Source organism: Bradyrhizobium sp. BR 1432 (assembly GCF_051547705.1).
Lineage (GTDB): Bacteria > Pseudomonadota > Alphaproteobacteria > Rhizobiales > Xanthobacteraceae > Bradyrhizobium > Bradyrhizobium zhanjiangense.
Genome location: NZ_JBPUGF010000003.1, coordinates 4,552,503 through 4,569,087, shown reverse-complemented (window position 1 = coordinate 4,569,087; position 16,585 = coordinate 4,552,503). Strand labels below are relative to the sequence as shown.

The 16,585-nt window shown below is 59.0% G+C and carries 10 protein-coding genes and 4 pseudogenes; 6 read left to right on the top strand and 8 right to left on the bottom strand.

What is annotated here, in order from left to right:
* Nucleotides 1–17 precede the first annotated feature (17 nt).
* The 3 pseudogenes from ACSKB8_RS21930 to ACSKB8_RS21920 all read left to right on the top strand — a co-directional run.
* Nucleotides 18–334, top strand: a pseudogene (locus ACSKB8_RS21930) (hypothetical protein); the annotation flags it as partial.
* Between the two features lie 501 nt (nt 335–835).
* Nucleotides 836–1,264: pseudogene (locus ACSKB8_RS21925) on the top strand (IS110 family transposase); the annotation flags it as partial.
* Nucleotides 1,238–1,566: pseudogene (locus tag ACSKB8_RS21920) on the top strand (YqaJ viral recombinase family protein); the annotation flags it as partial. The pseudogenes ACSKB8_RS21925 and ACSKB8_RS21920, both read left to right, overlap by 27 nt.
* Nucleotides 1,567–2,203: 637 nt before the next feature.
* Here the strand turns inward: ACSKB8_RS21920 and ACSKB8_RS21915 are convergent.
* The 3 genes from ACSKB8_RS21915 to ACSKB8_RS21905 form a co-directional block, all read right to left on the bottom strand.
* Nucleotides 2,204–3,652, bottom strand: coding sequence for an ATP-grasp domain-containing protein (locus tag ACSKB8_RS21915; RefSeq protein ID WP_438106310.1), 1,449 nt, complete (start codon nt 3,650–3,652; stop codon nt 2,204–2,206).
* Nucleotides 3,636–4,709: an NAD(P)-binding domain-containing protein gene (locus tag ACSKB8_RS21910; RefSeq protein WP_438106308.1), complete on the bottom strand. Its 1,074-nt coding sequence runs from the start codon at nt 4,707–4,709 to the stop codon at nt 3,636–3,638. The genes ACSKB8_RS21915 and ACSKB8_RS21910 overlap by 17 nt, the downstream gene beginning before the upstream one ends.
* Nucleotides 4,710–4,811: 102 nt before the next feature.
* Entirely contained in the window at nt 4,812–5,159 is a 348-nt protein-coding gene (locus ACSKB8_RS21905; protein WP_438106307.1) for a hypothetical protein, read from the bottom strand.
* Between the two features lie 181 nt (nt 5,160–5,340).
* On the opposite strand from ACSKB8_RS21905, the gene ACSKB8_RS21900 reads away from it, so the two are divergent.
* Both ACSKB8_RS21900 and ACSKB8_RS21895 read left to right on the top strand, forming a co-directional pair.
* Nucleotides 5,341–6,195 carry a hypothetical protein gene (locus ACSKB8_RS21900; RefSeq protein ID WP_438106306.1) on the top strand — a complete coding sequence of 285 codons (855 nt, stop codon included), beginning with the start codon at nt 5,341–5,343 and terminating at the stop codon, nt 6,193–6,195.
* 664 nt (nt 6,196–6,859) lie between these two features.
* Nucleotides 6,860–7,093 (top strand): hypothetical protein, encoded by a 234-nt coding sequence (locus tag ACSKB8_RS21895; RefSeq protein ID WP_438106304.1) that lies wholly within the window; start codon nt 6,860–6,862, stop codon nt 7,091–7,093.
* Nucleotides 7,094–7,430: 337 nt separating this feature from the next.
* Here the strand turns inward: ACSKB8_RS21895 and ACSKB8_RS21890 are convergent, their stop codons facing one another.
* The 4 genes from ACSKB8_RS21890 to ACSKB8_RS21875 form a co-directional block, all read right to left on the bottom strand.
* On the bottom strand, nt 7,431–8,756 hold the full coding sequence (locus ACSKB8_RS21890; RefSeq protein ID WP_438106303.1) for an HlyD family type I secretion periplasmic adaptor subunit: 1,326 nt from the start codon (nt 8,754–8,756) through the stop codon (nt 7,431–7,433).
* Entirely contained in the window at nt 8,753–10,687 is a 1,935-nt protein-coding gene (locus ACSKB8_RS21885; RefSeq protein ID WP_438106301.1) for a type I secretion system permease/ATPase, read from the bottom strand. The genes ACSKB8_RS21890 and ACSKB8_RS21885 overlap by 4 nt, the downstream gene beginning before the upstream one ends.
* A 782-nt stretch (nt 10,688–11,469) precedes the next feature.
* The gene (locus ACSKB8_RS21880) at nt 11,470–13,548 is read right to left on the bottom strand and encodes an Ig-like domain-containing protein (RefSeq protein ID WP_438110627.1); all 2,079 of its coding nucleotides are present in this window, start codon (nt 13,546–13,548) and stop codon (nt 11,470–11,472) included.
* Nucleotides 13,437–14,042 (bottom strand): Ig-like domain-containing protein, encoded by a 606-nt coding sequence (locus ACSKB8_RS21875; protein ID WP_438106299.1) that lies wholly within the window; start codon nt 14,040–14,042, stop codon nt 13,437–13,439. Before ACSKB8_RS21875 ends, ACSKB8_RS21880 begins: the two co-directional genes overlap by 112 nt.
* A 1,102-nt stretch (nt 14,043–15,144) precedes the next feature.
* Between ACSKB8_RS21875 and tnpC the strand changes: the two are divergent.
* Nucleotides 15,145–16,190 (top strand): annotated as a pseudogene (gene tnpC / locus ACSKB8_RS21870) (IS66 family transposase); the annotation flags it as partial.
* A 43-nt stretch (nt 16,191–16,233) separates the two neighbouring features.
* On the opposite strand, the gene ACSKB8_RS21865 reads toward tnpC, so the two are convergent.
* Nucleotides 16,234–16,569 (bottom strand): hypothetical protein, encoded by a 336-nt coding sequence (locus ACSKB8_RS21865; RefSeq protein ID WP_438110903.1) that lies wholly within the window; start codon nt 16,567–16,569, stop codon nt 16,234–16,236.
* Nucleotides 16,570–16,585 lie beyond the last annotated feature (16 nt).

Below are 16,585 nucleotides of genomic sequence, written 5' to 3'. Positions count from 1 at the left end.
CAGCAAGGCACAATGAGGCCCCCCTCGAGGCTCACGATAATCGGCTTGCTGGAAGACTTCTGTCTCGCTTGATGCCCGAATCGATGCGGCTTGCTGATCGTGGCTACGACGCCGAGCTGCCATGAAGAAAGGCGCATGGACCAACATCCCGCCCAAAAGGAATCGCGGCGAACTAATCTGTTTTGGTCCTTGCCTATATCGCGCCCGCAATCGGGTTGTGCGGTTCTTCAACAGCATCAAGCGAGGTCGTCGGGCGGCGGCGCGTAACGATAAACTTGGCGCCAGCTATCTCGCGACCTGCCCTGAATGCAACGGATACAGGCCGAGTGATTGAACGACTATCGATGGCTGCTCACCGGACAACGAGGGTTAGCGGCAGAGGCTGATCGCGCCGCGGGGCGGAGAAGGTGAACCCTTGGGGGTCGCTCCGAGCTCTAAGGCCGTACTGCTGCTTCGTCGTTGGTCCCGCTAGCTTCGATTTGTCGCCTTTTTCATTAGAGGCGCCCCGGCCGCCGCTCGTGGCACAGACGGAGATGCGACATGAGCAATAGGATTGCTGCAGATAGGACTGGAATTCCTGCGCAATCGGAGCGTTTATTGAGTCGGCCGGAGCTCGAAGGCGGGGGCCGGTATCTCACCTCGCAGACGCGGGGCTTCAGGCAGTGCGGCGAGGAGCGCCGCTGTTCTTGGCGCAGCGTACAGAGTGACGGCGTGGCCAAGCCACATGGGGTAATCGCGGAGCGAGTCGCCCCTGAATGAGTGGCTGTTCCCCGATAAGATGGAGAGACGGGCTCACGACCTGACGCCGGGCCCAAGCATCGAATGGAGAACAGCCATGGGAGAATTTATTGGTCTCGACGTGTCGATGAAAGAGACGGCAGTCTCGATCCGCCAAACAGGTGAACGGATCTGACGCGGCAAGTGCCCATCTGATCTCAGCATTATCGCAGAGCTCATCCGCAAGCGGGCGCCGTCCGTGAAACGCGTCGTATTCGAGACCGGACCGCTGTCGGTATGGTTCTATCATTCGCTGCGCACCGAAGGGTTGCCGGCGATCTGCATCGATGCGCGCTATGCTAAAGCGGCACTCGATATGGCGGCGAATAAGACGGACGCAAACGACGCTGATGGCCTAGCGCAACTCGCGGAAGTCGGGTGCTTTCGTGAGGTGCGTGTGAAGGGATTCGACAGCATGCTGACCGCACGCTTGTCGCAGCGCGGACGCAGCTGGTTCCGAATCACTGCCGCGCTTTCCAACCAGATCCACCTCTCAGACAATCTGATCATTCAGCTCGGAACCGTGAATCGCGCTTGATTCAACGGTCGTCGGGGCAAACCATCAGGAACATCCAATAACGCGTCCGCCATCCCGTACACAAATGGATGGCAGCTACCCTTGACGGCATCGTCGAGCAAACCGGCGCCGTGTTTGAGGCCAAGTTCATGCTGCCGTGGGCCTTCACTGAGGAAGCAGCAGCCGAGAAACACATGGCCGAGCTATAGCATAACATGTGGGTCACGGCCGCGCGAAGCTCGGTGCTCTCAATCATCACCGGCGGCGGGCAACTTCGCCGCGTCGACTTGGTTGGCATCGCACCCGATTTCAAATGTGAAGCCGAGTTTTACAAGATGCAAAACGCTCTGAGCTGGCGAGTTGATAGGCCGGCGCCTAGATCGAGGCCCGGCTTGCCTCGTGCGGCTTCGATCAGCACTCGATCAGCATGGAGGCCACGTGCAAGCGCGCGAAATCTTTCTCCTCTTTGAGAACCTGTTGCACGGCGCTGGAACGCGGCGGGTATTCTTGCTGAGGGAAATCCACAAGCACCGCCGGGCGCGAGGTCCAAGCGCGGCTTGAAACGGGATGGTCAGAACCGTCGGTCTACTCTGGGATCTCGGCCCTCCCGTCGAACACACAGACTGAGTTCGTTTTGCGAGACATATTGGTTCAGCCACTCCGATTCGTGAGATTGCGGGAAACTTGAACATCCTGAGCGGACGCTTCTCCAGCGAACGCCAGTCTGGCGTGTCGACAACCGGCCTTGGTCGCGATCCGCTTGGCCTCGCACCAAGCCTGTTATGGTAGCAGTCCAACCAGCATGGCCACTCTGGACCACGAAGGATGCAGCCGCATCACCGACCCCCCATTTTAGCAGCTCTTCAGCAACAGGCGTCGCGTCGAGCGATGTGCGACTACGCGCAGGATTTAAAGTGGTGGGCGAGGACGCGGGTCGATGTCGCCAGGGCCGTCGACCGCGGCGGCTCGGTCAGTCCGAGCAACGAGCGGCGGGATGCTCTTTCTGCCACGAGATCCAAAGTACCGTAGAAACTCCGGCTCTTCGAACGGAACGTCGTGGTAGGCCCTTGCGAACCATCTACTCGCCGGGTCGCGCTGCCATTCCTGCGGGAACAGAGCTACTTCGTTCGCGATTTGATGATCTACCGCGTTGACAATAGGCTCGTTCGAGATGACGCTAAGCAGCGCCGATGGCAAATCGGGACCGTCGAAACCCGGAAAATGATCGATTTGAGTAGCCCGAGGGTTGATCTCTATCAGCTTCGCCTGCTGGGTGCCATCTTCCAACACGAAGTCGAATCCAAAGATTCCCGAGAGGTCGAGATGCCGCACGATTGACCGCGCGCTAGCAATCATCCCCTCGCCTTTCACTCGACGAACCACACTTGCTACTCCGAAGTCGCTCGTACGCTGCAAGACCTCGACGGCCGCAGAAGCGCGAACATCGCCATGCCAGCAAGCCACGGTGCAATTTGCGAGGCGCCCTGTAACGTACGATTGTACGCAAATCTGAGCTGTCGAAAACTTGTTGGCCGCCAGCAGGGCCTCGCCATCACCGTTCACCAAAAACGACTTTAGCCGACGCACCCAGCTCTTCTGGAGACGCATCCTGAGAAAACAAGGTACGATTTCGCTCACCCTGCGAATCGCAATGACGTCTTTGCCACCCGAACTTCCGTCGAGCTTCAGGACAGCCGGAAGCCCATGTTGGCGAACCCAATCGAACAGGTCCGTAACACCATCGATGGCCGCCGTGTGCGGAATGTGAACGTCGGGCAAGCGCGAAAGATCGGACAGGAAGGAACGTCGGACAACCAAAGGGTAAGAAAGCGGCGATCCCAACGATGCTCTAATGAGCGAAGCAATGCACCGCATGCCAGCCTCACTGGAGAGGGCTGACACCTCGTCATGCAATCTGTGAAGGTGGGCGACAACTCGATCGTCGCACGGCACAATCAGATCCGGCTGGGATGCAGCGATCGCGGCCTTGATCGAATCATAGGCCGCAGTCCTCCGATATTCGAACGTTCGATTCGGCGAATGCATCCGATGAACCGGGTGCCCAGAGGGTGCAACGACGTCTACCGCAGAACCTGCTTTTCGAAATGCAATCGCTAACCGCGCGACATTGGGCCACAACATGCTGTGCGCGAGAAGGACTCTTGCACTCGATTTCTCCGCCCACGCATCAAATTGCGGTATCGCGTAACTGCGCGATTGCAGGCGCGGCTCCCGACTCAGGATCGGCACCAGACGGCGCGAGGCAAATCCTGCACCGAAGGCAAAGCGTAACAACGGCCCGAAGCTGTTTGCGGCGACCGGCCCGGCGAAGAAGAGCCCCTCAATCGACGATTTCAAAACGCGAGGACAGCAACGGGGCCTGCCCCGTGTGCGATAAGCGCGACAGCAGTGAGCCATCGAAATAGTCGAGGCGCCGGATGTCGACGCGATAACCCGTTGCGGCGATCACGTGGTCTGTCTCTACGCGGGCCGTCTCGCCAGACTCATCGCGCAACTCCAGATGGACGCTTCCGTGAGAAATGGATGCATGCACCAGCTCGTGACCGCTCAGCACAGGAACGCGACCGACAAACATGTCCTTCATAGGCCATCCCGCCGCCGGTCCCAGATGGCGACGAACTACTCCCCGGCGGAAATTGTCGGGCATGACATGAAAAAGTAGCGGTGCATCGGTGCACATCCGCGACCTCAGACCCGGGCCTATGCCAGAGCGGGGATGCCTGATGCGTTGCCACAACGAACGACCTGTGGCGGACGGAGGGGTCGCGAATATCAGGTTTCGACGCCGGCAGATCAATGTTACGTCGCAACCACGCGCCTTTAGCAGTGCCGAAAGATCGATCGCCGATGCACCTCCACCGATCACGACAACGCGGCTGCCCGCAAAACGGCCGAGATCGCGATGATCATGGCTGTGCGAAACAATCTCTGACGGAAACGCGTCAAGGGGGGGCGGCATATAGCGGAAGGGACCGACGCCTGTTGCCACCACGATGCGCCGGGCCCGCACCATCGCGCCATTCTCGCAGTCGAATGCGAACCCATTGCCATGCTGTCGAACCGAGCTGACCGTTGTCTCCTCCAGGTTCGGAGCGAATTGCTTGGCGAACGCCATCCCGTAGTCGATGAAGGTCCTCAACTGTACAGGGATTCGATCGTCGCTGTACTCGATTGAGTGCTCCCGACAGAATCGCGACAGCGGCAGTTCGTTATGTGGATCGTAGAGATTGGAAGCGAAGCCGTCAGACTTCAGCAGCATGCCTTCAGGCATGTGGCGCCGCCACAGCTCCATGGGACGCCCAAAAATTGCATGATCGACGCCCGCGGCGCGCAGATGGGCTGCGAGCCCCAGGCCGTATGGACCAGCACCGATAATTGCCACGTCAGTGTCCATTGCGCTCACCACCGGCCATTCGAATCCACAGACCAATTCACCGCACATAGCTCAATTCGACGAACCCGAGCGGCAGCTCACGCTCACGATGGTTGCTGCTTTTCAGTCTCGTCCCTGCATGCGCCCCTCCAGTGCTTGATCGATGGATGGCGCGATGACGAGCGCCTGAGAGCGCGTGTCGTTGACATCCGACGGCCATAGGTCCACCGGCTCATTTGCCCTCAGAGCAGAGATTTTTGCGCACAGTGCGGGGGCGAGCCGTTCCAGGATCAGGTGCCGCTCCAAACGGATCTCGCGTTCGATGGCGTCCGAATAGAGCCAAAGCGCGTGAATCGTCTCGCGAGGGATTCTACAGAGCACGTGTCCAAATTCGGTCACCGCCAGGATCAAGAGCGCCTTGCCATCCCATTCGACTTCGCCGACGAACTCGATCTTGCGGACACGCCCCATTTTTTCTCGATATATCTATTCAAATATTATTTCTAAGGTTATATTATTAAATCTAGCGATTAATGCAACCACCAAATTTATTTAATTCCGGAGCCAGGATATCTTGAAAACGACCTCGCGATTTGCTCCCGTCGTCCTCCGGGCCTTTCCGCATGATTGAGGCGACTCGGGGCATTAAATCATGACGGATTCGGAAAAATCGATTGCTCGCGATTCCGTATCGCATGTAGCGAAGGAGCTAGCGCGCGGTGAATTCTTTGCAGGCCTGTTCGCTCTCGGTTGTGTAAGTGGCCTTGTATCTCACGTCATTCAATCGGTGCACCGGCATGGATGGGTAGAGGCCGTTCTCGGCACCTTTGGGATCAGTGTAATCGTCTGGATATCGTGTGCCGCCGGGGTCTCTCTCGTTCTTCAAGATCGAACGGTTGGAATTCGTTCTTCAGAACTCGTCCTGGGAGCAATCTTTGTCCTGCTCGTCCTTCTACCAATCGGCCCCCTTAGCTGGCTGGCAGTAACTGCGCTCAGCCTCTATGTCATCAACACCGCCGATGTCTCCTCGTCGCGGCGCGGCGCTTTCATATTGCTCGCTTCTACCGTGCCGATGCTTTGGAGCCGGGTGCTCTTTCAGTTTTTTGCCGAGCGAATTTTGCGGATCGACGCATCGCTCGTTGGTTGGATCTTGAGCACGCATCGAAACGGGGACATTGTCGACTTCGCCGACGGCTCCGGCGTTCTGGTTATTCTGCCAGCATGTTCCTCACTAGCAAACGTGTCGCTTGCACTTCTATGCTGGGTTACCGTGAGCCAGTTGGTCAGCCACAAGAAATCTACCTACGATCTATTCTGGCCCCTTATGGCCTGCCTTTGCGTCGTGGCGGTTAATGTCACTCGTATAAGCTTCATGGGATTGAGCCAATGGCACTACGCGATGTTCCACAGCTCTTGGGGCGATGCGGTTGCGAACACGAGCATACTGGGCCTGATACTTGGCTTTTCCGTGCTAGGGGTGAGGCGTGAGCTCTTACAGCGCATTTAGGTGGTGCATCGCGACCCTGCTCTTGCTCGCCATTGGGTGGAAGATTGCGGTACCGTTCGAAGATCCCAACTATTTAAAGGAGGATCTTGTTAGGTTTCTCGAACGAAATCACTTCAATGTCGTGGTAGCCGACGAAATGGCGGCGGCCGACATGCCGATCATCCGGGCCACCCGAGCGTCATGCCAACTGCAGGTCGCAAAGCTAATTCCGGATGGATCGAACCGGAATCTCGTTCGACATCTTGCGATAGGCACGGATCGTTCGTTTGTCGTGTTTCGCGGCGAAGTGTACGCGCAACAACCAATACCCTGGACAGTGCTCCATTATCTATGGTCCAGATTTCTTCGTGAGCTTGGATTGATTAGACAGATCACTCCCGTCATCGACGTGGCGGAGAACTTGTCTTGCAATGCAGAATGGCTCCCATGGACTGAACTTTTAAGATCGTCCGGCCTGATACGACACTGAATTTCGAAAACCCACGAGAGCGGCGGTCAGACGTCGGGGCCGCGCCCGGCGCGTCATCTCGTCACGGGTAAATTTCCGATGAGAGATACCTAAGATTGATATTGACAAGATAATTAATTCTAGAGATTATTAAATCGACAAGCTTATTTCTATTTATCTGGCCAGATGGCGACCGCAAGTCGAAAGGAAGAAAATATGACCATACCTGGATGGGTCCTTGCGATTTTCCTTGCAATGGCCGCAGCAGTGCCGGCCGGCGTCTATTTCACGGCTACGCTGTTCTTTCCCCCTGACCAGACCTACACTTATGTCGGCCAGGGGACAGCCAACGGCGCCCCAGGCCCCCTCGCAGGCGCAGGGCTATCCTTCGCCGCAGTTGCCTATGGCGCCTACTGGATGATCAAGCGGCGTCGGCGCAAACTGGACTAGGCGTCGATGTGATCGTTTCCACGCTGCGAGCGCGGATGGTCGAATAATCCTGCTGGTGGATTATTGCATGTGCGCTATCCCACGGCGGCCCGGGGGCTCTGATTAAACCTCCGGCTATTGAATATCAGAGCTAGGCCTCGCGCCGGTCAATCACAGGGATCGGGAGGCATTCAAGCCCAAGGAGAACAGGGCTTTTGTCTCCCCTGCTACGGGTCTCGATTGCAGGTGCGTCTTCCGCAAGAACGACATCGGCCGAGCCTCCAAGGCTCGACCGATGGGCTGAAACCGAAACGAAGTCACCTCCCGCACGCATGAGCGGACTGATACCGATCAAGCATCAGCGCTCCTTGAATGCGCGCCCGGCCTGATCCTGCAGCGGCTTGAGCAGGTAGGACAGCGCAGTCCGACCAGGCGTCTTGATGAAGACTTCGACCGGCATGCCCGGCAACACTTTCGCCGACCCAAGCTTGGTCAGTTCCTCCGGCCTCAGCAGGACACGACCGGTGTAGTAGCTCGTCCCGGTACGCTGGTCCTGTGTGATATCCGCGGAGACCATGCTGACCTCGCCATCGATTTCCGGCGTGGTCTTCTGGTTGAAAGCCGCGAAGCGCATCGTCGCGGTTTGCCCCACATAGACCTGGTCGATGTCGCGCGGCGCGATCTTGACTTCAACCGCAAGCGAGTCCGCATCCGGCACGATCAGCATGATTTGCTCGCCGGGAGAGATCACACCTCCGACGGTATGAACGCTGAGCTCGTGGACGCGGCCGGACTGCGGTGCCCGGATGTCGACCCGATTCAGCTGGTCAACTGCCGCAATCTTGCGTTCGGAAAGCTCCGAGAGTTTCGAGCGTGTTTCGATCAGATCCTTGCCGACTTCCGTCCGCAGGTCCTGGTCGATCTGGATGATCTGGAGGCCAATTTCAGCGATCTTGCCCTTCGACTGGGCGATCATACCCGCCAGTTGGCTCCGCTCACCCTCGAGACGGGCGGCATCACGCTCAAGAGAATTGAGCCGCGTGATCGGCACCAGATTCTTCTGCCAAAGCGATCGCACGCCCTCCAGCTCCTGCCGAATGAGATCGACCTCCTTCTGCTTGGCCTCGACCTGACCGCTATAGCCTTTGATCTCGTTTTCCAGCTGCTCTTTTTTCTCCTGGAGCTGCGCCTTTTGACCGCTCCTCGCCTGGCGACGGAGTTCGAAGAGAGTACGCTCTGCCGCGGTCGCACGGTTTGCATCGGAACTGATCTCTTTGGTCCGGTCGAGCAGCGCCTTGGGAAAGGCCAATTGATCGGCGCCGTCGCGCTCGGCCTCTAGACGGGCCTGGCGCGCGAGCAACTCGTCGAGACCCTTGGTGACGATTGTCGCGTTTGCCAGCGTCTGGGTCTCGTCGAGACGGATCAAGACGTCGCCGGCATTGACCCGATCGCCCTCCCTTACGCGCAGCTCTCCGACGATCCCGCCCGTCGCGTGCTGAACCTTCTTCACGCTAGAATCCACCACGATGACACCCTGGGCGATCACGGCACCGGACAGTTGGGTCGTTGTTGCCCAGCCACCGATGCCAAACGCGACGAAGCCGAACATGATCATGCCAACGATCATGTAGCGTTGGATGGATTGCATGGCGGGCGCGACATCGAGCGTGATTTGGTTGGTCATCGGGTGCCCCCATGACCATCCGCAACCACCTTGAGCGGCACAGGATTCCGCAAGACCCGCCTGAGAACCTCCTCTTTCTGGCCAAATGACTGGACTCGACCGTCCCCGAGGCACAAGACGTGGTCCACGCCTTCCAGCGCCTTCGGACGATGCGCCACAACGACGACGATCCCGCCGCGCCGGCGCACGTTCATGATCGCCTCGGTCAGTGCCTCCTCGCCCTCCGAGTTGAGGTTCGAAGATGGCTCATCGAGCACCACCAGGAACGGTTTGCCGTAGAAGGCGCGCGCAAGACCGATGCGCTGTCGCTGACCTGCCGATAGCGCCGCCCCCCCCTCGCCGATCTTGGTGCTGTAGCCATCCGGAAAGGAGAGAATGAGATCGTGCGCGCCCGCCGCGTGAGAGGCCTCCAGAACAGCGGCAGCCGTGGCTTGCGGGTCGAACCGCGCAATATTCATTGCTATGCTGCCGTCGAAGAGTTCAACGTCCTGAGGCAGGTAGCCGATGTGCTTGCCGAGTGCGTCGGAAGACCAGTGATCGAGCGCCGCCTTGTCGAGCCTGATCCTGCCCCGAACGCTTGGCCACACCCCAACCAGGGCCCGTGCCAGGGTCGACTTGCCTGATCCGCTCGGACCGATGATTCCGACGGCCTGCCCGCTCCGAAGCCGAAATGACACGTCACCGAGGGTGGGTCTCTCCGCATTCGGCGCGCCGACATAGAGCTGCTCGACCGTGAGTGTTTCGACGGGAGCCGGCAAGGCCAAGCGCTCCTCTTCCGTGGGCAGAAGCTTGAGCAACTGGTCGAGCCGTTGCCCCGATTGCCGCGCGGCGACGAATCCTTTCCAGTTCGCAATGGCCATTTCGACGGGCGCCAGTGCCCGCGCGGTGAGGATCGATCCAGCAATGATGATGCCGGCCGTCGATTCCTGGTTGATGACGAGGACGGCGCCAACCGCAAGAACCAGCGATTGCAGGATCGCTCGAAAGATCTTGGAGGCACCACCGAGTCCGTTTGCGACATCGCTGGCCCGCTCATGGGCCGCGAGATACTTCGCGTTCACATCCCGCCAACGCAAGGCCGCCTGTTGCCGCATGCCCATGGCCTGCAGAACTTCGGCGTTTCGCCGCCCCTCGAGCGCCAGTGCGGTTCGCGAAACGGCCAGACGCGAGCTTGCCTTTGCCGGGCCTCGCGTGTGTGTTTCCGTGAGCATCGTAATCCCGACCAGCACCAGCGCGCCGGCCAGCGCAGTGACGCCAATCCAGAAGTGAAAGAGGAAGCAGACGCCTAGATAGATCGGCATCCATGGCAGATCGAACAGCGCCGTCGGCCCTCCGCTCGCCAGGAAGCTGCGGACCTGATCAAGGTCCCGCACCGGCTGCAAGCCGTCGCCATCGGCTCTGGTCTTCAAAGGCAGGCGAACAAGCGCATCGAATATGCGAACGCCGAGCCTTTCATCGAAATACCGGCCGGCCCGGGCGCTGATCCTGCTCCTGACGAGGTCGAGCCCGCCCTGAAACAGGTAAAGCACGGTGGCCAGAACCATCAAGGCGATCAGCGTCGGTATGCTGCGCCCGGGCAGCACCCGATCGTAGACTTGCAGCATGAAAAACGAGCCGGTGAGCATGAGGAGATTGCTCATCCCGCTGAAGGCCGCGAGAGCCCAGAATATCCGGCGGCAGGACCGCAAGAAAGCCGACAGCTCCGACTGCGACTCATCATAGTCGCTAGCCGGCCGCGGAAGACCGGAGAACAGTCGTCGACGCAAGACTTCGACGAGGTGCTTTGCCCAGATGATCGGTCCTTGCGTCCGCAGTTCGGCATCTTCCGCCCACTGTCGTGCGACGGCCCCAAGTCTCGTCAACTGCGAAAGTTGGATCCGATAACGTCCTGCTGGCAGGGGGATCACCCCCCACCGTTCGAAGTTTGTCATGACTCCCGCCCTTGAAAACGTGCCTGATGTGACGATCCCCAAGAAGATCACCAAGGCAGTCCTGAGTTTGATTTCCCTGTCGTCGAGCTACTGTTTACGCGAAGTAGAAGTCAGATCGATTTTGCGCACCGAGCCTGGCCAACTTGAGCGTGTCGCCTGCCGGTACCAGCGTGACATAATGGCCATCCCGCCATTTAATCTGCTCTCCCAGCCTCTTCGACACGTACTCCACTACGAAGTCGTTCGCAGAGCGCGATGTCGTGGCGATCTGTATCCACCACCTCATGGTTAATCAGCTTGGCCTCACGTGCCGGTCGCCATGGGCTTTTTTGGGACCAGATGGGGGCCGGGCTGAGGTTTTTTAACCAGCACGTCAACTCACGGTACTGCAATAATCGCGCGGTTTTCCTCCATTAAAAACCGTCGCGAATTTCTCTGATGTCATGCCAGACAGTGAGACTCAACACGCTTGTATTGTGGCACGGCCTCAGCCCACAGAAATCGTTTGCTTAAACGCTCGGCGAGCCCATCCGAGTACGAGGCCGACTCTTACACCATATTTAATTCTATTTATTTCCACGTACTCGCTGTCTTAATGCGATGGGGACCGAGCCAGACAGTTGGCGCTGTATCCCGCGAACGCCGCGAAGCCGCTCACGCGCAGATCAGCAGAGGCAGCCAGAATAAAAAGAAGGCGGGGACCACCCCCCGCCTTCCATGATCTGCACCGCAGATTGGTGGCTACACCGTGTCGCTGAACGCGTGACTACGCGAAATGGAAGTCATGGCTGTTCAGCTTGTTCGAGCTGCGTGTTCTTTAGCGTGAGCGTGTCGCTCCCCGTCGCGATGACGACGTCGTGACCCGACTGGGCCGCATGGGAGAGAACGCTCGCAAAGCTGTCGAACACGCCCTTGCTGAACTCGATCGTGTCGTGAGCAGGTCCGCGGGCAGCGAAGTCCTTGATGACGTCGTGGCCGAAGTTCGACGCAAACTCGAAGGTATCCGCCCCCCTTTTGCCGACCATGATGTCATTGCCCGTGGTGCCGGTCAGCGTATTGCTGCGGCCCGTGCCGATGATCGCCTCGCCCGAGCTGGTCCCGACCACGTGGCCGGTCGTGTCGACCTGCTCCGCGGTAAAGGCGTGGGTCTTGCCCGCCAAATCAGAGGTGTGGAAGCTCCACTTGCCGTTGTCGCCCGCCGTGACCGAACCGACCGAGGTCGTGCCGTCAAACAGCTTGATCTGGCTGTTGGGATCGGCAGTGCCCTTGATCGTCGCGGTGTGATCCCAGTGCGGACGCACGTTGGTGACTTCCACCGTCGAGGTGCCGTTGCCGCCGTGCGAGCCAATTGGCGGATCGATCGGCTGCGACAACGCGCTGGTGTTGCCGGCTGCGTCGGTGGCCGAGGCGACGAACGTGTGAGATCCGGTTTTGAGGCCAGAGGTCGTCACGCTGAAATGTCCATCGGCGCCTGCCGCCGCCGTGCCAAGCAGGGTCGTCCCCTCGTAGACCTTGATGGTGCTGCCCGCCTCGGCCGTTCCGGTCACCGTCGCACGATGATGACTGGTCACATCGCTGAGCAGAACCGGAGCATCAGGGGCAGCGGTATCCAGCGTGACATCCAGCACAGCCGATGCCTTGCTGGTGACGCCAGAGACCGTGTCCGTCGCGGTGAGGCTGTGCTTGCCATCGGGCAACGCGACACTCGTATAGTGCCAGGCTCCATTGGCGTCCGCGGTCGCGGTGCCGAGCTGGGTCGTGCCGTCGAACACTTTGACCGTGCTGTTGGCAGCCGCGGTCCCCGCCAGGGTCAGCGTCTTGTCGTTGGTGATGTGATCACCGGCGACACCGCTGTCTGTCGAGAAAGAGGCGATCTTCGGCGCGGCCGGCGCTGTGATGCCCGAGCCCGAGGTGCCAGTACCAGAGGTGCCTGAACCGGACGTGCCCGTACCCGAGGTGCCCGAACCGGACGTGCCCGAGCCGGTGGAGCCCGACGATCCAGAACCAATGATCGGATCCACGGCCGTCGACGCAGCGCTGACATTGCCCGCAACGTCAGCGGCCTTCGCCGTCAGCGCATGTGAACCGGCCGACAACGCAGACGTCGTGACGCTCCACGCGCCGCTCGAGTTGGTTGTCGCCGTCCCGACCTGCGTCGTTCCGTCATACACCTTGATCGCGCTGTTCGCTTCGGCGTTCCCCGACAACACCACCTGATTGGCGCTGTTGACCACATCGCTGGCAATCGTCGGCGCATCGGGCGCTTTCGTGTCGATGGTGACCGACAACGGCGCCGAAGTATCTGTAGTGACGCTGCTGGTCGTTGTTGCCGAGGCGGCGCCGGGAGTGGGGACCAAATCCTGCACACTATTCGACTGCACAAGCGGAACGCCCTTGTCGGTGACGTTGCCACTGTAGGTCTGTGACGTCTCTGACTGACCGGAAGAGTAGCCATACGTATACTGGGCGAAAACGTTGTTGACTACTTGGGAGCCTGTAGCGGTGCCCTCAAAATAGAGGACATACGAGCCACCGTTGAAGCGATTATTGCTGATATCAAAGTTGACCGCATCCATAGTCGTGATGCAGGCATTAGCCGTACTGTTATCTAAGTCGATGTTGTTGCCCCTGATGATGGCATTCTCGCTCGTCGCAGACCCAATGTTGCTACCGGGTACCTGGATCCCATCAATGTGAGGATCTGGGTTACCGTTATTGCTAAACAGATTGTGAATGTAATTGTTTTCGATCACGGCTCCATTTGCTTCCAGCCAAATTCCATTTTCAGAACCGCTGATATCGCAATTTTTAATAGTCGTACTGGCTCCCTGACCAGCGACACCATTTGGATTGATGTCGATGCTGTCCAACGTATTTTTTCAACCACCGTACAATGCTCGACAACAGCACCGGTAGATCTTAGAGAAACGTTTCCAGTAACTTTACAGTCGACAAGCGTCACATTCGGGGCGGCAATGACGACATTGCCGGTGATATCAAGGCCGCTGACAACAGCCCCGGCTGTAGTGATCGTGATGTCGCCCGATGGCTTGAGCGTCACGCCATCACGCACACCTGTTGTTGATGCATCCGGGAACGTGGTAGATGGAGCGCCCGTGCTGCCACCCGTATCGGTCGCCGCCGTGAAACTATGCGCACCATCCGACAACGTGCCGGTTGTGTAGCCCCACGCCCCGCTGGAATTAGCCGTCGCGCTGCCGAGGAGCGTCGTCCCGTCATACACTTTCACCGTGCTGTTCGCCGTCGCCGTGCCGCTCAGCAGGAGCGCGCTGTCATCTGTGATGCCGTCGCCGATGATGCCACTGTCAGTCGTGAACTTGGTGATCGTAGTCAAATCTGTCTCCATGTGTGTCGCGCGTTGAGATCAAAGCCCTCGCCGTTACTCAGACTACGCACTCGCACTCAACGCTTATTACTCTGCCCCGCACCCATCCGACTTCCATTGGCCCTTCGCTCTGGTCTTTTTTAAGACCATTCCTCTCTTTTCTGCGACCATTCTTTGACTTTTTCGAAGTCCAAATTGATCCGCGTAAGAAGCAACCGAACCGCCCCTTAAATCGCGAATCACAATTGAATTTTACCCCACAAATTCATTTTGGTGCGTGGGAAAAATCAACCTAGCCAGAGGTCATCTGACCCTGCTTACAGTGGAAACGCGTTCAAATTGAAAAAGACGTGAAAGTGTTCTGAAGGCAACCATCAGAAGCCCAGCAGAGGCTGCCATCTTTGATCATGTTCGCGAAACGAAGCGCACTCATGATCGCAACCTGAAGGGCGAAATGTCAAATATGCTGCCTTCGATGAACTAGAAGCACAGCGATCGCGCTTACAGGCGACGAGCGTCTCGCGCTTGAAGGCAACACTCCAATTTGGCGTTCACGGCTCATGAAAAGCCCCGCCATGCCACCCTACTGCTTTGAGTTGCAAGCATAGCCAATAAGACAACCTTTTGACGCTTTTAAATCCTGAATTGAAAATCAAATAACCCGAAATCTAGATTACTCGAATTGGCTCCGAGCCACCGCGAATGCCAAGACACGTTACTCGGCACAACGAGCGATACCATTGTTCTCAATTTTGCCCGAATTTGCATCCGAGAAATGTAAAATGAACCCGCGAAGCGGGACCCACTTGATCCTGGTCCTTAGTTGGAAACTCGGCCACTCGTTCTTCCGCCTATCATGCAGCCAAAGGCTGTGCTTGCTGCCGCTGTAGGCATGGGCCGCGCGCATGCATTGTCCATCATGTCCACCGCTCGGGCCCGCACAATTTGCTCGCGCCAGTCTTGCCGGCGCGCGATAGCCCAGCGCCTAGTGAACGCGCCACTCGTTGTAAAAGTCCATCGATTTCGCATTGCCGCGCCTCACGCCCGTCGGCGTCTTCAGGTCTTGAGGGACCGCCACAGCCCCTCGATGAGCACGTTGTCCATCCAACGCCAGATGCGGTCCATCGGCGAGGACGTGATTGAGACGCGGGAGCTCATTCCGCGGCAGTGGAAGATGATCCAGCACGTGCGCGAGAAGCTCGTCTGCCAGGGCTGCGAAGCGATCACCCAGCCGCCGGCCCCTCGCATCCGATTGCGCGCGGGCGTGCAGGGCCGAAGTTGCTGGCCCATGTCCTGTTCACCAAGTACGGCCTGCACCTGCCACTCAATCGTCAGAGCGAGGTCTACCAGCGTGAAGGCATTGAGCTTGACGTCTCGACGCCGCGGACTGGGTAGGTGCCTCCGCCGCAACCCTGATGCCGCTGGTCGACGCGATCCGGAGCCACGTCTTCGCAGCCGAGCTCATTCACGCGGATGGCACCACGGCGCCGGTCCTGGCCAGGGGCAAGACCCGGATCGGCCGGCTCTGGACCTATGTGCGCGATGACCGCCCGTTTGCTGGGCCAGATCCGCCAGCGGCCGTGTTCTTCTACTCGCCGGACCGTGGCGGTGAGCATCCGGAGCAGCATCTGGCGGGCTATGCTGGACTGATGCAGGCCGACGCCTATGCCGGCTTTGGCAGGCTCTACGAGGCCAATCGCAAGGGCGGGCCGGTCATCGAGGCCGCGTGCTGGGCGCACGGCAGGCGCAAGTTCTTTGATCTCACGCGGCTCACCAAGGCGCCGATCGCGGCCGAGGCGGTCAAGCGCATTGATGTTCTGTTCGCCATTGAACGCGAGATCAACGGTCTTGCGCCGCAGGACCGCCTGCGCGTGCGCCGGGAGCGCAGCCGCCCTCTGATCGTCGAACTGCAGGGGTGGTTGCGCGAGCAGCGCGCCAAGCTCTCCAAAAACAACGAGACGACCAAGGCGATCAACTACTGCCTCAGCCGCTGGGACGCATTTACCCGCTTCCTTTGACGGACGACTTTGCATGTCGAACAATGTTGCCGAGCGCGAGCTACGGGCGGTCGCCGTGGGCCGAAGAAATTGGACCTTCGCCGGCTCCGATGAGGGCGGCCGGCGTGAGGCTGAGATCTACACCCTGATCGCCTCCGCCCTATGCCGAGTTCGGCATAGGGCGGTTTATGCCGCCCGCCGAACTATGCCGAGTTCGGTCGTTTTCCCCAGATTTCTCGCTGGCCGGCGTTTGGTCGGTTCGGCATAGTTCGTTCTGTGCCCCCGCTTTCAACAGCGGAGAACAGGAAGATGGAAGTAGAAGAGCACTCGGCAAAAGCCGTCTGTACCGGCGTCTCAGAAGCGCGCCGCACGGACAGCTCATCGAGCGCTACGCCGCTCGTCTCGTCGAAGAGAGGCTCGTTCGGCGCGGCGCGTGGCGTTGCCTCAACGTGGTTGGCGGGCTCCTGAGTTGGATCACGGGCCGTCACTACAAGCTGGTCGATCTCGATGAGCAGGTCGTTGAGCGGTACCTCCGACATCGAGGCGGGAGGCAGT

Excerpts from the sequence above, each read along its gene's own strand:
- ACSKB8_RS21910 (WP_438106308.1), bottom strand. The coding sequence starts at position 4,709 with ATGGACACTGACGTGGCAATTATCGGTGCTGGTCCATACGGCCTGGGG.
- ACSKB8_RS21905 (WP_438106307.1), bottom strand. The coding sequence starts at position 5,159 with ATGGGGCGTGTCCGCAAGATCGAGTTCGTCGGCGAAGTCGAATGGGAT.
- ACSKB8_RS21900 (WP_438106306.1), top strand. The coding sequence starts at position 5,341 with ATGACGGATTCGGAAAAATCGATTGCTCGCGATTCCGTATCGCATGTA.
- ACSKB8_RS21895 (WP_438106304.1), top strand. The coding sequence starts at position 6,860 with ATGACCATACCTGGATGGGTCCTTGCGATTTTCCTTGCAATGGCCGCA.
- ACSKB8_RS21890 (WP_438106303.1), bottom strand. The coding sequence starts at position 8,756 with ATGACCAACCAAATCACGCTCGATGTCGCGCCCGCCATGCAATCCATC.
- ACSKB8_RS21885 (WP_438106301.1), bottom strand. The coding sequence starts at position 10,687 with ATGACAAACTTCGAACGGTGGGGGGTGATCCCCCTGCCAGCAGGACGT.
- ACSKB8_RS21865 (WP_438110903.1), bottom strand. The coding sequence starts at position 16,569 with ATGTCGGAGGTACCGCTCAACGACCTGCTCATCGAGATCGACCAGCTT.